The following is a 16,797-nucleotide window of genomic DNA, read 5'->3' as shown; positions in this document are numbered from 1 at the left end:
CGGGCTGGCTGAGGCGACTTTTTCTCATAGGAGTGTTTTAATCACTTTTGAATATTCCTAGTTATCTAGGACAGCCCCAATAAACATCAGGGGTCTATGAGAAAAATAGGCAATCAAATGAAGTGGGTAGGGCAAGCATTGGTTGGGATGGGCGTTGGCAGACCGTATGGCGTGGCGGTAAGGCCTTGTTATTCAGCTGTAACGGGCACAATTGGCCAGTTTGGCTTTAATAGGATGCGGTTGACATCGCGTGATCGGCGGTTGCCGGAACGGCGCTGCGGTGGAGCGGGGCGGGATGCCGTTTGCTCCGCTTGCGGGATAGCTGCGTTTTGTCCGGCAGCGGGAATGCTGTCTAGCGGCGGTGGGGCATCGCCAACAGCGGAGATGGCGGGTTGCGCCATTTCGCTATTGATACGGGGTGGATTCGGTACGGCCTAGACCGCCGGATTGGCCAGAGCCCTTGTACGGTTTACACCCCGGCTGCCGGCAGCGAACAATTCGCGGCGCAGCTGCTGTTGCCGAGCAGTTTCACCCAGCACGCCGGATTCTTTCAGCAGCCGGATATAGGCCAAGACATAGCCGTAGCGTGCCTGTGCCAGTTGCTGTTCGGCATCGGCGGCAGCTTGTTGTGCCTGCAGTTCTTCCAACAGGCTGCGCACGCCCACTTGCCGCCCCAAACGGGTGGATTCCAGTTTGGCGCGGTTGCTGTCCAACAGGCGCTGCTGGGCGAGGATGCGGTATTGGTGGCCGTAGGCATCGAGGTAGGCTTGGCGTACCGCCTGCCGCACTTGGCGCTCGGTGGCAGTAAGCAATTCGTGCTGTTGCAATTCGCGGGCAGTGGTTTCGCGGATACGGCTGTTGGTTTGGCCGCCATCGTATAGCGGCAGATTCAGTTGCAGGGTAACGCTGCCGCCTTTGCTGCGGTAGTGCTGGTCTACCCGGCCGTAGCTTTGAGTGTTGTGGTGGTCTTGATAGCCGCCGTTAAGGGTGAGGCGCGGCCAACGGCTGCCTTGGGCGGCTTCGCGGCTGCTGCGCGCCTGCTGCCAGGCCCAGCGTTGCTCGATCCATTGCGGATTATGCCGTTCGGCCAAATCCTGCCAGTAGTTTTCCTTTTGTTGCAACCAATCGGGCAATTCGCCGGGGCGTAACGGCTCGATTTGGCGCGAGTCCAGGCCGGTGAGGTTGTCTAATGTGCTGCGTGCCAGTTCCAGCCGGCTGACGGTGGTGATTTCCTTGGCCAGCGCGGCATCGTAGCCGGCGCGGGCTTCTTCGATGTCCACCCGCGTGGCCGCACCTTTTTCAAAGGCGGCGCGTGCCTGCTGCATTTGGCGGAAGTAGGCGGCTTTCTCTTGCCGGATGGCCGCCCAAGTGTCTTGCTGCTGCAAAACCTCGCAATAGGCTTGGGCTACCTGAAACAGCAAATCATCGCCGCTGCGCTGCAATTTGGCCGCGGCCTGTTGCGCCGCCTGCCGCCCTTGGCGGTATTGCGCCCACAGCGAGCGGTCAAACAATACTTGGCTGGCCTGTACGCCCCAACCGTGGCTCACGGTGTTGCTGGAAAGCGAGGCCGGTTGACGTTGATACAGCGCATTGGCGCTGATTTGGGGCAGCAGCGGCGCCCTTGCCTGCGCTTCTTGTTCGATTTCCGCTTGATAGCCGTATTGTGCGGCGGCATATTCCGCCGAATGCTGCTGTGCCGCCTCGAAAGCCTGAATCAGGTCGAAGGCATATGCCGGCGCGGCATAGCCGATCAGCAGGCACAGGGCGAAACAGAGACGGGATAGGGGAGGGCGGAACATGGTGGATAAGATTGGGATGGAATGGTTGGGAAAATCCGGCAGTTGGAAAAATGGATAAACAGGAGGAGCATCTGTGCCGAACAGCTTTCAGGTAGCCTTTTCGGGAAGCGGGCAATCAATCATCGCCGAACAGACAGGCTACCTGAAAAACATCAGTCTCAACGCGGCCAGAATCCGGTCATTGGGCTACCTGAAACCCGGGCAGCATCGGGTGCGTATTTCGGCTGCCGGCCATTTAACGCCGTTGAAGCTTAGGCTTTCAGGTAGCCTTTAGCAGCCCACCCGGCTTGGTGCGGCATCAGCGCTCTTTCAGGCTCTCCTGAACCTTGGTTTGCAGGGGGCTGATTAAATAATCAATCACGCGGCGGCGGCCGGTTTTGATTTCCGCGCTCACATTCATGCCGCCGGTGAGTTTCACTTTTTGGCCGTCGATCACCAAATAATCCTGATCCAGCGTAATCAATACGGCAAACACCAAGCCCAGCTGCTGATGCTCAACGGCATCAAAACTCACGCTCTTCACCTTGCCGGTGAGGTAGCCGTAGCGGGTGTAGGGGAAAGCCTCCACTTTCACCACCACCGGCTGGCCGGCACGCACAAAGCCGATATCGCGGTTGGGCAGCAGCGCCTCGATTTCCATTTGTTCTTCGTCCGGCACCACCACCATAATCGGCTGTGCCGCCGTTACCACCCCGCCCACAGTGTGCGTCGCCAGCTGCTGCACCGTGCCGTCCACCGGCGAAGTGAGCGTCATCCACTGCTGCCGCTGGCGCGCCTTGCCGGTTTGTGCCGACAGCTGGGCAATTTGTTCTTCCGCCTGGCGCAGCGCATCCAATGTGTCGCGGCGCAGGGTTTGGCTGTTCAAACGGCGCTGCTGTTCCGTTTCGCGCAGGCTTTCGCGGATTTGCTGCAAACGGTTGCGCTGCGCCGCCAAATCGCTGCGGTATTGAATCAATTTGCTTTGCTGCTCGTAATAAGCATGCTGCGAAATAAACTGTTTGGCCAGCAAGTCTTTGAAATCCGCCGTGCGCTGCTGCTCGATGGCCGTAAGCTGCGAAAGCTTCTGCTCCTGCGCCGCCGCCTCGCGCAACTGCGCCTGATGGCCGCGCCACACCGCCTGCAACTGCTCGTCCTGCTCCAACCAGGCCTGATACTGGTTGCGCACCAAAGTCTGCGCCTCCGCCAAAGCCTGCGGCGGCAAACCCTCTTCCCCTTCCGCCGACAACTGCGGCGGCTCGTGCTTATCCAGCGCCGAGAGCAGCGCCTGCTGGCGCAAACGGCTCAATCTCGCCGCCTGCAAAGCCTGCTCCGCCTGAGTGTAGTCGCTGTCCGAGCCCACAGCCGCCAGCTTCACCAACACCTGCCCCGCCTTCACATGCTGGCCGTTGCCCACCGCAATTTCCTCCACCACCGCCGTTTCCAGCGGCTGGATGGTTTTGCTGCGCCCGCCCGGCGCCGTTTTGCCCTGTGCCACCGCCACAATATCCATCTGCCCGATGCACGCCCACAGCAACGCCAACAGCGCAAACAGCATAATCAGCCGCGCACTCCATTTCGGCGCGGCGGAAAGCGGCGTTTCGGTCAGCTCCAAATGGGCGGGGAGGAAAGCCAGCTCGTCCGCATCGCGTTTGGGCGGATCGAGCTGGTCGCGGACAGCCCACACATTGCGCCAAACGGTGCGGTAGCGGTCGAGGAAATCGCGGAAGGCACCAAGGCGGACAAAGCGGGACATAATTCAGAAAAGGGAGATAAATTAAGAATGGCGCGATACTAGCCCAGAAGCGCCGTTTGGTAAAGAGCAGGCAGCGGATAAACCGCCACACCGCCTGCCGATTGGGCTGAAAAGGCACAACCCGCAACAGAGGCTACCTGAAAAACCAAACCGCTGCCGAACCAATCCGGCAGCAGCCCAATCAGGCTTGGTTTTTCAGGTAGCCCTAGGTATCAGGCAATTTCCTGCACGATACGGAGGAGCAGGCGGAATAAGGGTTGGTTAAACCGGCTGCCCACCCCTTTCCATACACCGGAAGCAAGATTAGGAAAACAAGCCAACTATCTGGCTGGATTGAATAAATAGCATATTCCTGCCGGATATATGCAAAGTATTATTAATTGCTTGCCAGCTGCTACACCCGCAGGCTACCATGCCGCACATAAACGATACCGATACGACCCAATCCGGAGCCCAAATGGATTCCCCCGCGAACACGCCGTACCGCCGTACCACACAGCAACACCGCTGCCGCCAGCATGGCCTTCATGCTGCGCACAGCGGTGTTTTTGTTTGACGGGTGTAGGTGCGGAAGAGGCTACCTGAAAACAAGCGGTGATGATTGGTAAAGAGCAAAGGAACATTTTTCAGGTAGCCTCTGAAGACTCCGGATATGCCGCTAGGAAAAACACATTAACTAGGAAAAACATGATCACGTTAAGAGACATCACCCAATTAATCGCCATGCTGTATTGGGGCACGATGCTGGTATGTGCGCTAGGCACGATCTTTCTATGCTACAAAGCCCAGCCCAAGTTTTTGGAGAAATACCCATGGCTGCTGCCAGCCCCCGGGCTTGCTGTGGCAGCGCTGTTTTTTCTGTTTCCCAAAACGCTCGTTTGGCAGGAAGAGCGGGAGAATGCTGAAAAAGTGGCCGAATGGCGCAAACGCTACGATCCGGCCAAAGCCCGCTTCGACCAGCTGTGCCAAAATGCCGGCGAGAAAATCTACCGCACGGCGGACAATGTGGACGGCATTCTGCTGCTGAAAGTGCGCGGGGATGACGAGAAATATCAGAGCAACAGTTACAACCCGCTGAAAGACCAGATGTGGGAGGATGCGGCGGTAGAGAGTGAATTAGAACGTGAGGGATATATTGAAGAATTTCTTTTCCGTTCTGCGGGTAGTTTCCCCAAATATGCCTATGTGGATGTCGTACAAAAAGACGACTCAATTACTCGTTATAGTACATATAAAGGCGAGCAAGATTGGGTTACGGATAAGCAACCTAATCACCATTCCCGTGCCCGCTATGCCGTTACCTACGAAAACGATATTTCCTGGGAGAACCGCAAACATTGGATAGCCGGCACAACCATCAAGGTTATCGATACCCAAACCAATGAACTGATGGCTGAGAAAACCATGTACGCCTTTGTGCCGGAATTAGGCTATTCCAAATTTGAGCAGAATCCCAATCCTTGGGGCAGGGGTATGCGTTGTCCTATGGAAAGTGAATTCAAGCAGAGAACAGTTACCTTTACGGTTAAAGTTTTAATCCCATCCCCTCTCAATCGGAGACTACAAAATGACTAATCAACAACAAAATACCAATACTAATCCTGCAACTATTTTAGAGTTTGCCAGATTGCAGCTGGCGGCTGAAGCATTATATGGATTTAAAAATGCCAAACCGGAATGGATAGATTCAAAAGGTGATGCAGATACTAGTAATCTATTGTTTGGTGTTAATTATGACAGTGGTGAAAATTATGAAAACCATTTAATTAGTGGTAATGATCATAACAGTAAATTTACCCCAACCGATGCGGCAGAGTTTGCTGAAAACTGGGAGATGGTGGCGCATATTGCCAATACCGCAACCGGATTTTCAGGTAGCCTGTTTAGAGCCAAGAAGGATATTCCAGGTACGGATATTAAAAAAGGAGATCTAACCATTTCCTTCCGCAGTACTGAGTTTGTGGATGATGCCACCCGGGATTCACAAGCCACCAACACCTTTGAAATCGCCGATCGCGGCTGGGCATTCGGCCAAATCAGCGATATGGTGCGCTGGGTAAAAATATTGCAAGAAAGAGGGTTGATAGACAAACCACTAAATGTTACCGGCTATAGCTTGGGCGGTCATTTGGCCACGGCATTTAATATTTTACAGCGTGGGAAAGCTTTTAATTGGGAAGATAAAAAACGTGGCAATCAATACTCGTTGGGAATTAAATCTACTTACACGTTCAACGGCGCGGGAGTTGGCCGTAAAGCTAATAAAGAGGAGATGGATCCAGAGTTGTTGGTTGATATTATTAACCAATTTTCCGATGATCGTCAACCTGGAAAGATGAGTGGTTTGTTCAAAACTGCAGATGGGAAACGATATTATGAAATGCTACAAAATGCGTTAAAAGAAAGAGATAGGGGTGCGGTTAATCGGATCACTAATGAAATAGAGAAAAGTATAACTCCTCAAGATGTATATTTGGCTAACAGTGCTGAAGAAAACACTAGGGTGGAGGAGCTAGATTCATTAAAAGAGGCTGTATCCAAAGCGAAAGATATTTGGGATGAGGCCATTAGGGTATCTAAACTGCGTACATCCAATTGGGTGGAGGGCGATGAGAACAAACATCATCGACCTTTAGAAACAGATGTTAAGAATGTTGCATCTATCGATTTGGATTATCAATTGGCTGTTATACAGGCGAACCGTAAAACATCTAGCTATCCCAAGTTCATCGGAGGGGAGTCTGGATTTGATAATATGCTAGGTGATGAAAGAAATCAAGCTAAAAATCTATTTAATAATTTTTATGATGTCTATGGTAATACTTATCCTAGTATGGTAGCTAGTTCACAGTTGCATTATGGTGAAACTATTGGGGTAGCTGTTGAAAATCAACCATTAGGAAGAGGGCATTATTTGCATAAAGTGGTAGCTGGATCTATAACCTCTCCTACGAATCCTAAGTTGTTAGTAGATGGATATGATAAAAGTGATTTTGGTAATACACACAGTTTGATGTTGATAATAGATTCATTAAGTGTTCAGAAATCTATTCAGCAATTAGATAAAGGGCTCACTAGCCATAATTTTGAAAGAATATTTAGACTGTCGAGTAACAAAAAAGCAATAACAGATAAGAAGGTAAGGCAGATTTTTGCTAATAATCCTGCTGTTGCTGCCTTGGTCCTTTCATCTCCGGTATCTTCTGTAGCAGAAATAAAAGATGCAATATTTGATAAATTAGGAGATTCTTGGATGGATAATACTCCAGAGGCACAAGGTTTTGCCGAAGGAGATGTGCTGGAAAATATCATCAATATACTGGCCAAACAGCTTGGGATTAAACTGGATATTAACGGTAAAACTGAATTAAAAGGGGATTTAAATGGAGGGTCATGGGCATTAATTGATGATCATGATGCTCATGATCAGGATGGAAATCTAGTTAGTTATACTGGTCGTAACTCTCTGCAATTAGCCATCGTTCAAATTAACAAATTTATAAAAGACAATAATTTGGAGGATGCTTTTACCATCTTGCCGGCTACCGAAGCTAATGCTCAAGCTGCGGCTGCCGATTTCGGCCATTTTATTGCCTTAAAAACCCTTAACCCGTTTGTATTGACGCAAAAACCAGGATTATCTGCCGATAAGCAGGCTGCAGTAACAAAAATTTGGTCAACTGTTTGGGCTGAGGAGTATCGTGCTTGGCAGCATGATTTGGATGCCAGACAAAACCAAAGACAACCTGATTATTATACTGACCAGTGGCTCGAAGATCGTCAGATTTTGCTCACACTCAAATCTTTTTTGGATATTACTAATCAACCCTATCAAGCAAGTATAGTTCAGGAGTCGTTGCAGAAATGGATGGAGAATTCTTCTTTATCTAGACAGTTCCCTGGGTTTATTGCTCGATTTATGTCTATTCTGGATAGTTTGAAGAGTATCTCGGATGCGGAGAGTGGGCTTGCTCACTTGAATACTGCTCCTAGAACCATACGAGGTGCGGATATTCATTTGGCTGCGAGACTTGGTAAAACAGCTATCCAATTTGGTTCTGATAAGGAGGATGAATTAATAGGTAGTCAAGCTGCCGATCATCTCTATGGTGGTGGCGGTAACGATATACTCAAAGGTGGTGATGGGGAGGACCATCTGGAAGGTGGTGCAGGTAAGGATCGTTTATATGGTGGCAAGGGTAAAGATTACCTAAATGGCGGTATAGGTGAGGATTCTTATTATTTTGATTCTGATGAGATTGAGGGGGATGAAATTATCGACCCAGATGGCGGCGAAATTATTATTGACGGCAAACCGCTGAAGGGTGTTCATGTTCCACCCAGCGATTATGGCCGCTGGCGTGATGAGGATGGCTACACTTACGTTCCATTGAAAGAGAGATCAGACGGCAAAGGCGGGATGATCGCCGATTTAATGATTGTAACCCCGAAGAATCGACATCTGGTGCTGAGAGAGTGGCATTTCCAAAAGAGCGAAAAAGGGTTGTTTGGTAGTAAATTCAAGCTAGAGCTAAAAGCCGACAAGCAAGAGAAGCTTGATGTGCATTATATGAACGGCGATGTGGTGGCTCCATTCAAGCCTGGAACGGATATATACGACTGGGGAGCCACATCATGGGACTATGCCACGGGCAAACTGACTGGCGGCGTGGTGGCCAAAGGGTTTAACGACGTGCTGCGTGGCACAAGCGGGCGGAACATTATCCACGGACTGGATGGCAACGATGCGGTGGATGGTGGGGCGGGGGACGACTTGCTCTACGGTGACGACGGGCACGATTTACTGGTTGGAGGTCGGGGCTCAGATCGCATTTACGGCAGCAAGGGCGACGATTATATTTTTGGTGCTTCTTATTTGCAGAATTATGTGCAATGGGTGAATACTGGCAGCACGGGTGCGCTGCGAGGGCAACAATATACCTACCAGAATGGCGGGGTGTGGGGCGTGGTTCCGTATAAAGGCAACAGCAAGCTGCAATACTTGCTGGGGGCAGTGGTTGATTATGTCCAGGACGAAACGAACACTGAGGGCGATTTCTTGGTTGGCGGGGAAGGCTCAGATACCATCTACGGCAGCCATGAAAACGATTGGATTTACGGTGATAAAGTGGATGAGTTGGAGGAGGAATCGGATACTTGGAACGATAAGCTCTTCGGCTTGGGCGGTGATGACCATATTTTCGGCGGGATAGGCGATGATATGATTTACGGTGATGGCCACACCGAACGAAACTGGTTTGGCTACCTGCCGCCAGGTATGCATGGCAACGATTATCTTTATGGCGGCAAGGGGAACGACAAGCTGTATGGGCAGTTTGGCTCGGATCATCTTGACGGTGGAGAGGGCGTTGATGTATTAGTGGGCGGTACGGCTATTGATGTGCTGGAGGATCAGGATCAGGACGAAGGCGATTTTCTTTATGGTGGCCCGGGTTATGATTTGTTGATAGGTAACGCGGGCGACGATTATTTGAACGGTGAAGAAGAAGGAGGTCGGTTGTATGGAGGTTCGGGCAATGATGTGTTGGTGTCCGGCAGCGCGTACCGCTTGGTGAGTTATTTTGGCAATGGTTTTATGCCATATTACACAGTGGTGGGCAATGAGCTCTACGGCGGTAGCGGCAACGATACGCTGATTGCCGAGGGCAGCAGCATTATGGACGGTGGTACGGGCAACGATACTTATCTGTTTGATGAAACGGCATTGTATGCCGGGGCGGAGCACACGATTTTGACCGATGCCTCGGGCTGCGACACCATCCGTTTCCACACGGTGGGACTGGATCAGATTCAATTGGAATGGGAGGGGGATGGCAGCCTGTCGCTGTTGTATGGGAATGGCAAAATTTCTATTCGAAATTATGCTGACATCGAGCAGGTGGAGTTTGCTGGTGGCGAGAGGATGCTGATAGAAACGCTGGTGGAGCTGGCTTTGCAGCAGCGTGAAGCTGATAGAAACCTGGTACCAATGGATCAGCGACCTGCATGGCGACAAACCGGTGGCATAGGCAACGATACTTTGACGGCCAGCAAGCATACCCGCATGATGCACGGCGGGGCAGGAGCGGATACTTACCTGATTAAGGAGGAGTTTGAGCACATTACGATTTCCGATTTTCAAACAGGTGGTGATCAAGTTGATAGGCTAGTTTTCGAGCGGTTGAGACCAGGCGATGTGCAGTTTCAGCGTTTCCGCAATGATTTGCTTGTTCTCAATAAAGCCGGAGGCAGAGTAACTGTGGCTGGCTATTTTGATGAGCAATCCCTGGGTCTGGGCGTGAGTGAGATTGCGTTTGCTGATCAGACTGTGCTTAGGCGGCAGGATGTGTTGTCGCGCTTGGGTAGCGGGGCAAGCGAGTTTGCCGATTATCTAGAGCTGAACCAAGCTGGGGTGTTGAACGGTTTGGGTGGCAATGATTTTTTGGTGGGATCGGTCGGAAACGATACGTTAAACGGTGGTAGCGGCAACGATATCCTACAGGGCGGACGTGGTAATAATACTTATGTATTCGAAGGTAAATTTGGGCAGGATATTATCCGCAATCCGATTACTGATACGCAAACCCGGCGCGAATCCAATGAATTCGATTATCAGATTAATATGCTGAATTTTGCGCAGAACCAAACGCATGAAATCCTGCAATTCAATTCGATGCGCTCCAATGAGGTAGCGTTTTCCCGGCAGGGAGATGATTTGCTGGTGCGCCAGCACAGCAGCGACAACCAAGTGTTGATCGAGCAGTTTTTCGCCGTATCCAAGTTTGCCGAAACCTATACTTTCCACTTTGCCGATGGCGTGCAAATGCAGGGGGCGGATGTGCCGAAATGGATAGATGCGCACCGAAATCATGCGCCGCAGGTTAATGGCAGCTTGGAAACGCAAAGTTTGACTGTGGGTATGGATTGGCAATATGTTTTGTCTGACAATCTGTTTACCGACCCCGATCAAGACAGCTTGGTTTATCGGGTAACCCTGGCTGACGGTAGCCCGTTGCCGGAATGGCTGCAATTTGATGCCGCCACTCGTATTCTGCGTGGCACAGCCTCCTCGGCGGGAACGCTGAACCTGTTGGTTAGCGCCGCCGATCCGGCCGGTGCTACTACCAGCCTGCCGCTGACTTTGGGTATTTTGCCGCAAGATGTAATTTATGGTACGGACGGTAACGATATTTTAAGGGGTAGCACGGGCCACGACACTTTAATTGGTGGTTCAGGTAATGACTTTATTGATGGCGGAACCTGTGGTGGCGACACCTATCTTTTTGCCAAAGGCCACGGGCAGGATACGGTGAGTGATATGGCTGCAAACGACAGCCAAACTGACACTCTACGCTTTGAAGGGGCAAACTCAACCAATGCGGTGTTTACCCGTTTCGACAATCACTTGATAATCAAAGCCTATGGTGGTGAAGACCAAGTTACCATTCTTAACTACTTCAGTTATAGCGGTCACCGCTTTTTCCAATTCGCCTTCGATGACAATACCATTAAACCAAAGGACATGGCCACCATTACTGTGGCCGGTAGTGGGACGGAGAAGGACGATATGCTGTATGGTTGGGATACGGTAGATATCATCAACGGAGGAAGTGGTAACGACTACCTATATGGCTACGACGGCAATGATGCCTTGTATGGCGGATCCGACAACGATGTCCTCTATGGAGGCAACGGTAATGATCACCTGTTCGGTGATGAAGGCAATGATGTGTTGGATGGTGGAGTCGGGGACGATTTCCTCTACGGAGGGGAAGGGAAAGATACCCTCAGGGGTGGTGCAGGCCATAATACTTTGATTGGTGGGGCAGGTAATGACCTCTTGGAAGGGGGCTACCGAGGTAGCGATACCTATATTTTCGCTAAAGGTCACGGGCAGGATGTGGTGTGGGACGCGGCTTCTCAGGCTGAACAAACCTCCACCCTGCGTTTTGAAGGAGCATTATTTTCCAATACTATGTTCACCCGCAGCGATAATAACTTAGTAATCCAAGCTTACGGTGGGGAAGACCAGGTAACCGTTTCCAGATATTTCAGCAGCAGTGAATACCGCTTCTTCCGCTTTGTCTTCGATGACCGGGTTATCGAGGCCAAGGATATGGCTCAATTTACCATAACCGGCCAAGGTACGGAGAAAGATGATGTTCTGTATGGCTGGGATACTATAGATGTGTTGAGCGGCGGCAACGGCAACGACACCCTGATCGGCTTCGGAGGCAACGATACGCTATATGGCGATTTGGGCAACGACCGAATTTACGGAGAGGCAGGTGATGACCTCTTGTTCGGCGGTGCGGGCAACGATATCTTAGAAGGTGGGGACGGGAACAATCATCTCGATGGTGGCAGCGGCGATGACAACCTTAAAGGCGGAACAGGATACGACACCTTAATCGGCGGTGCAGGCAACGACTATCTCGCAGGTGGTAATTTTGGCGCGGACACCTACGTTTTCGCCAAAGGCCATGGGCAGGATATTGTGTCTGAGTATGCCTTCTCCGCCACTGAGGCTGATACCCTGCGCTTTGAAGGGGCAAGTTTCACCGATATCATATTTACGCGCAACGACAACGATTTGGTTGTGAAGGCCTTTGGCGGGGAAGATCAGGTTACCGTTTCCAGCTACTTTACTAGCAACGCTTACCGCTTCTTCAAATTTATTTTTGATGACCGTACCATTGAAGAAAAAGATATGGTTGGAATCACTATAGCTGGGAACGGCACGGAGCAGAACGATACGCTGCATGGCTGGGATAGTATCGATGTATTACATGGAGGGAAAGGAGATGATGTGTTATTCGGCTATGCCGGAAACGATGTATTATACGGTGATTCGGGTAACGACTCGCTTCTCGGTGGTAATGACAATGACCAATTGTTTGGTGGTATAGGCAATGATATATTACATGGCGATGATGGAGAAGATTATCTCGACGGTGGGAGTGGTGATGACATCCTCATGGGAGGCGGCGATCATGACACTTTAGTCGGCGGCAGCGGCAACGACCGCCTCGAAGGTGGTAATTTTGGCATGGACACCTATGTCTTCATCAAAGGTCATGGGCAGGATATCGTTTCCGATTATGCGGTTGATGACAACCAAGCCGACACTCTGCGCTTTGAAGGTGCCAATGCTGCCAATACCGTTTTTACCCGAAATGGCAACGATTTGGTGATTAAGGCCTATGGTGGGGAAGACTGGGTAATGGTCAGCAATTACTTCAGTAACAGCAACTATCGTTTCTTCAAATTTGCCTTCGATGATCAGACCATCAAACATTTCGACTACGCGCAATATACCGCACAAACCAATAGTCTGGTTCAGGCAATGTCCGCTTTCGGCAGCAGCGAAGGCAGCAACCTGAGTAGCACAGGTACGGTACCCAATCCTGTGAATCCGTTATTGGCCACTACGTCCGTGTAATGTCAATGCCCGGGTATTGTTGATTAGACACGGATAATAGGCTACCTGAAAACCCGACGGATTTTCAGGTAGCCTATTTCGTTCTCTTTGCCACACTGCATCACCGATGCCGGATTGTTTTTGCTGTCGGCTTGACTTTCCTTCCCCGCCCAGTATGATGGCTCGACTTAGTTCGGCTGCTCCGAATTGCTGTTTGTTCACTCTTTCATTCTTCGGTTGATTCCCATCCCATGTCTGCCACTCCTACCCCTTCTTCCGCTTCTCACGCATCTTCTCCCGCCCCGGCTTTGGCCGCCCTGATTCTGATGGCTCATTTCCACGGTGTGGCCGCCAATCCGGCCGATATTCTGCACCGATTTGCTGCCAACGGGCAGGATTTGACCGAAACTGAATGGCTGTTGGCTGCCAAGGAGTTGGGGCTGAAGGCCAAGCCAGTAAAGCATGATTTGGCGCGGCTGCACATGTTGGCGCTGCCGGCGGTGGTGTGGCGTGAAGACGGGCAGCATTGTGTGCTGGCTAAGATTGATGGGGAACGCTACCTGATTCAGGACGTGGTGGCCGGGCGTTCGGCGGTGTTGGATCAGGCCGAGTTTGCTGGGCGCTACAGCGGCAAGCTGATTTTGGTTACCTCCCGAGCATCGGTGCTGGGGCAGCTGGCCAAGTTTGATTTCACGTGGTTTATTCCTGCCGTTATCAAATACCGCCGGATTTTCTTGGAAGTGCTGGCGGTATCGGTGGTGTTGCAGCTGTTTGCGTTGGTAACGCCGCTGTTTTTTCAGGTGGTGATGGATAAGGTATTGGTGCACCGCGGCTTTTCTACGCTGGATGTGATTGCGGTTGCCTTGTTGGTGGTGACGCTGTTTGAAGTGGTGCTGGGCGGGTTGCGCACCTATATCTTTGCCCACACCACGTCGCGTATTGATGTGGAGCTGGGGGCACGGCTGTTCCGCCACCTGCTGAGCCTGCCGCTGGCCTATTTCGAGCACCGCCGTGTGGGCGATACCGTGGCGCGGGTGCGCGAGCTGGAGCAGATTCGCAATTTCCTCACCGGCCAGGCGCTGACTTCGGTGCTGGATTTGTGTTTTTCGTTTATTTTCCTGGCCGTGATGTGGTATTACAGCGGCTGGCTCACGCTGGTGGTCATCGTGTCGCTGCCGCTATATGCCGTGTGGTCGGCCACCATCAGCCCGATCCTGCGCGCCCGGTTGGACGACAAATTCGCCCGCAATGCCGATAATCAGGCCTTCCTGGTGGAATCCGTTACCGCCGTGGGCACGGTAAAAGCCATGGCTGTGGAGCCGCAGATGACGCGCCGCTGGGATCAGCAGCTGGCCGCCTATGTCAGCTCCGGCTTCCGCGTTACCCGCCTGGCCACCATCGGCCAACAGGGCGTGCAATTGATTCAGAAGCTGGTTACCGTGGCCACCCTGTGGCTGGGCGCGCGGCTGGTGATCGACGGCAAGCTCACCGTCGGTCAGCTGATCGCCTTCAATATGCTGGCCGGGCAGGTGGCCGCGCCGGTAATCCGGCTGGCGCAGCTGTGGCAGGATTTTCAGCAGGTGGGCATTTCCGTGGCGCGTTTGGGCGATATTCTCAATACCCCCACCGAACACCCCGCTTCCCGCTTGGCGCTGCCCGATATCAAAGGCGACATCGCCTTCGAGCGCGTTTCCTTCCGCTACCGACCCGACGGCGCGGAAATTCTGCGTGATTTGAGCCTGCACATCCGCGCCGGGGAAGTGCTCGGCATCGTCGGCCGCTCCGGCTCGGGCAAATCCACCCTCACCAAGCTGGTGCAGCGCCTGTATGTACCCGAGCGCGGCCGCGTGCTGGTAGACGGCAACGATTTGGCGCTGGCCGATCCGGCCTGGCTGCGGCGGCAGGTAGGCGTGGTGCTGCAGGAAAACGTGCTGCTCAACCGCAGCGTGCGCGACAACATCGCCCTGGCCGACCCCGGCATGCCGCTGGAGCGCGTGATGCATGCCGCCAAGCTGGCCGGCGCCCATGATTTCATTATGGAATTGCCCGAAGGCTACGACACCATGGTGGGCGAACAGGGCGCAGGCCTTTCCGGCGGCCAGCGCCAGCGCATCGCCATCGCCCGTGCCCTAGTCGGCAACCCGCGCATTCTGATTTTAGACGAAGCCACCAGCGCGCTAGACTACGAATCTGAACGCGCCATCATGCAGCAGATGCAGGCCATCTGCCGCAACCGCACCGTACTCATCATCGCCCACCGCCTCTCCACCGTACGCATGGCTCACCGCATCATCGCTATGGACAAAGGGCAGATTGTCGAGCAGGGCAGCCATCAGGAGCTCTTGGCCAAAGAAGACGGCTACTACCGCTACCTGCACCAGCTGCAGAATGGCTAGGTGGTGCAGAGAAATATAGCAAGCCAAATTAACCTCCAATACAAGGCGAACCGATGTTCTCGCGAAAGTTAAGCTGATTTGCTATCAAGTATATATAGTCAAATAAATGAATCGCCGCCTGTAGCGCAATAAGAGGCTACCTGAAAATAAAACTTCAACGAAGTTAAAAAACTTTCAGGTAGCCTCATTACTATGCGGCCTGACTGCCATCGTTGCCAAATTAAGCGTGATACACGTTGGCTAACTTGTAGGAAATCATCGCGTTGTTTACACCACAGGTTGAGAGAAATAAGCCTGCAAGACCTCAAACGGCGTATTGCCGTCCAGACTACCGTGCGGCTTCACCGTATTATAGAAATTAACAAAGCGGCACAACTCCTTTTGCCGATGTTCCGAGCTGTCGAAACTCTGCTTTTCATGCCACATTTCCATCAGGGTACGGATAACCCGCTCTGCCTTACCGTTGGTCTGCGGACGGGCAACCCGGGTAAACTTCTGACCAATCCCGTTCTCATAACAGGCCACACCGAAAGCATGGCTGGCCGAGCCTTTGTATTCCGTACCGTTGTCGGAGTAAACGCACTCAATCAGGTATGGGCAGGGATCAATCAGGTGTTCGGTCAGAAACTTGGTCGCGCTGTCTGCGGTTTTGTCCGGCAGAATGGCAGCGTATAGCTCTCTTGAGAAATCGTCGATGGCGACAAACAGGTAATCCCGCTTATCGGTGGCTTTCTGCCCTTTGAGCAGCGGCAGCCGTTTGGTATCGAGATGCACCAGCTCTCCGGGGTAGGATTTATTGTAGCGTTTGGCCTGTTTTTTGAGTTTTTCCTGAATGCTGCGTTCTACCTTGGCTAGACGTTTCATTCCGTACTTTGCCTGTTTGAAACGGTTGTTGGTACTGGTTTGAGGTTTGAGCAGCCTGCCTCTTGCGGCTTTAAGTGCGCGGTAAATAGTAACACGACTGACTTGGTAGCGGCGGGCCAGGGAGGTGACGCTTTCCTTCTCCTGCGTGTAGGCCAGCCAAATGGCTTGGCGGTGGTGCGGGGTGAGGCGGGTGTTTTTGTGCATGTTCATGTTTCAGTATTCTCCTGGAAATACTGTAAACAACGCTACTGATTTCTACAGCTAACTTAATACTATCCGAACCATTCAGCCAACAACGAAACAGGCTACCTGAAAACGCAACGCAGCGAATTCTCTGCGAAGCTAAAATTTTCAAGTAGCCTGTTATTCCTATACCAAGCTAATCAGGCATTACCATTACAGAGTTGAAGCCGCCAGCAACGGATTAACCGGATTGGATATCGTGCTGGTGTCACTCAAACCGCTGCCGTTGTTGCTGCCAAAGCTGGCCATGGCCTGAATCAGATTATTGGCATTAGCAACATATTGGTTGTAGTCGAAGTGCTCGACAGTACGGTCATCGAAGGCAAATCGATAATACTGGAA

General features: G+C 52.0%; 8 protein-coding genes and 1 pseudogene. 3 read left to right on the top strand and 6 right to left on the bottom strand.

Going from position 1 to position 16,797, the window contains the following annotated elements; all coding sequences use genetic code 11:
• Positions 1-188: 188 nt before the first annotated feature.
• From HMPREF2796_RS10925 to HMPREF2796_RS11265, 4 genes are all read right to left on the bottom strand, one after another.
• Positions 189-401: a hypothetical protein gene (locus HMPREF2796_RS10925; RefSeq protein ID WP_141749111.1), complete on the bottom strand. Its 213-nt coding sequence runs from the start codon at positions 399-401 to the stop codon at positions 189-191.
• 33 nt (positions 402-434) lie between these two features.
• Positions 435-1,799 (bottom strand): TolC family outer membrane protein, encoded by a 1,365-nt coding sequence (locus tag HMPREF2796_RS00485; protein ID WP_070630208.1) that lies wholly within the window; start codon positions 1,797-1,799, stop codon positions 435-437.
• 298 nt (positions 1,800-2,097) lie between these two features.
• Complete coding sequence (locus HMPREF2796_RS00480) at positions 2,098-3,531, bottom strand: HlyD family type I secretion periplasmic adaptor subunit (protein WP_070630207.1); 1,434 nt, start codon at positions 3,529-3,531, stop codon at positions 2,098-2,100.
• Between the two features lie 394 nt (positions 3,532-3,925).
• Positions 3,926-4,069: a hypothetical protein gene (locus tag HMPREF2796_RS11265; RefSeq protein ID WP_168162799.1), complete on the bottom strand. Its 144-nt coding sequence runs from the start codon at positions 4,067-4,069 to the stop codon at positions 3,926-3,928.
• A gap of 149 nt (positions 4,070-4,218) precedes the next feature.
• Here HMPREF2796_RS11265 and HMPREF2796_RS11450 point away from each other — a divergent pair, with 149 nt between their 5' ends.
• The 3 genes from HMPREF2796_RS11450 to HMPREF2796_RS00465 all read left to right on the top strand — a co-directional run bounded on the left by HMPREF2796_RS11450 (position 4,219) and on the right by HMPREF2796_RS00465 (position 15,348).
• Positions 4,219-5,106 carry a hypothetical protein gene (locus tag HMPREF2796_RS11450; protein ID WP_070630206.1) on the top strand — a complete coding sequence of 296 codons (888 nt, stop codon included), beginning with the start codon at positions 4,219-4,221 and terminating at the stop codon, positions 5,104-5,106.
• The gene (locus HMPREF2796_RS11790; RefSeq protein WP_070630205.1) at positions 5,099-12,973 is read left to right on the top strand and encodes a calcium-binding protein; all 7,875 of its coding nucleotides are present in this window, start codon (positions 5,099-5,101) and stop codon (positions 12,971-12,973) included. Before HMPREF2796_RS11450 ends, HMPREF2796_RS11790 begins: the two co-directional genes overlap by 8 nt.
• 230 nt (positions 12,974-13,203) lie before the next feature.
• The gene (locus HMPREF2796_RS00465; protein ID WP_070630204.1) at positions 13,204-15,348 is read left to right on the top strand and encodes a type I secretion system permease/ATPase; all 2,145 of its coding nucleotides are present in this window, start codon (positions 13,204-13,206) and stop codon (positions 15,346-15,348) included.
• Between the two features lie 267 nt (positions 15,349-15,615).
• On the opposite strand, the gene HMPREF2796_RS00460 is transcribed toward HMPREF2796_RS00465, so the two are convergent.
• Together HMPREF2796_RS00460 and HMPREF2796_RS11210 are read right to left on the bottom strand one after the other, a co-directional pair.
• Positions 15,616-16,422: an integrase core domain-containing protein gene (locus HMPREF2796_RS00460; protein WP_070630203.1), complete on the bottom strand. Its 807-nt coding sequence runs from the start codon at positions 16,420-16,422 to the stop codon at positions 15,616-15,618.
• Positions 16,423-16,608: 186 nt separating this feature from the next.
• A pseudogene (locus HMPREF2796_RS11210) lies at positions 16,609-16,797 on the bottom strand (hypothetical protein); the annotation flags it as partial.

Source organism: Eikenella sp. HMSC071B05 (assembly GCF_001811325.1).
GTDB classification, from domain to species: domain Bacteria; phylum Pseudomonadota; class Gammaproteobacteria; order Burkholderiales; family Neisseriaceae; genus Eikenella; species Eikenella corrodens.
Note: the sequence above shows the minus strand (reverse complement) of the source record. Positions and strands in the feature narration are given on the sequence as shown.

Bases quoted from the DNA above. Each gene is read 5' to 3' on its own strand.
- HMPREF2796_RS10925 (WP_141749111.1), bottom strand. From the start codon at position 401: ATGGCGCAACCCGCCATCTCCGCTGTTGGCGATGCCCCACCGCCGCTA.
- HMPREF2796_RS00485 (WP_070630208.1), bottom strand. From the start codon at position 1,799: ATGTTCCGCCCTCCCCTATCCCGTCTCTGTTTCGCCCTGTGCCTGCTG.
- HMPREF2796_RS00480 (WP_070630207.1), bottom strand. From the start codon at position 3,531: ATGTCCCGCTTTGTCCGCCTTGGTGCCTTCCGCGATTTCCTCGACCGC.
- HMPREF2796_RS11450 (WP_070630206.1), top strand. From the start codon at position 4,219: ATGATCACGTTAAGAGACATCACCCAATTAATCGCCATGCTGTATTGG.
- HMPREF2796_RS11790 (WP_070630205.1), top strand. From the start codon at position 5,099: ATGACTAATCAACAACAAAATACCAATACTAATCCTGCAACTATTTTA.
- HMPREF2796_RS00465 (WP_070630204.1), top strand. From the start codon at position 13,204: ATGTCTGCCACTCCTACCCCTTCTTCCGCTTCTCACGCATCTTCTCCC.
- HMPREF2796_RS00460 (WP_070630203.1), bottom strand. From the start codon at position 16,422: ATGAACATGCACAAAAACACCCGCCTCACCCCGCACCACCGCCAAGCC.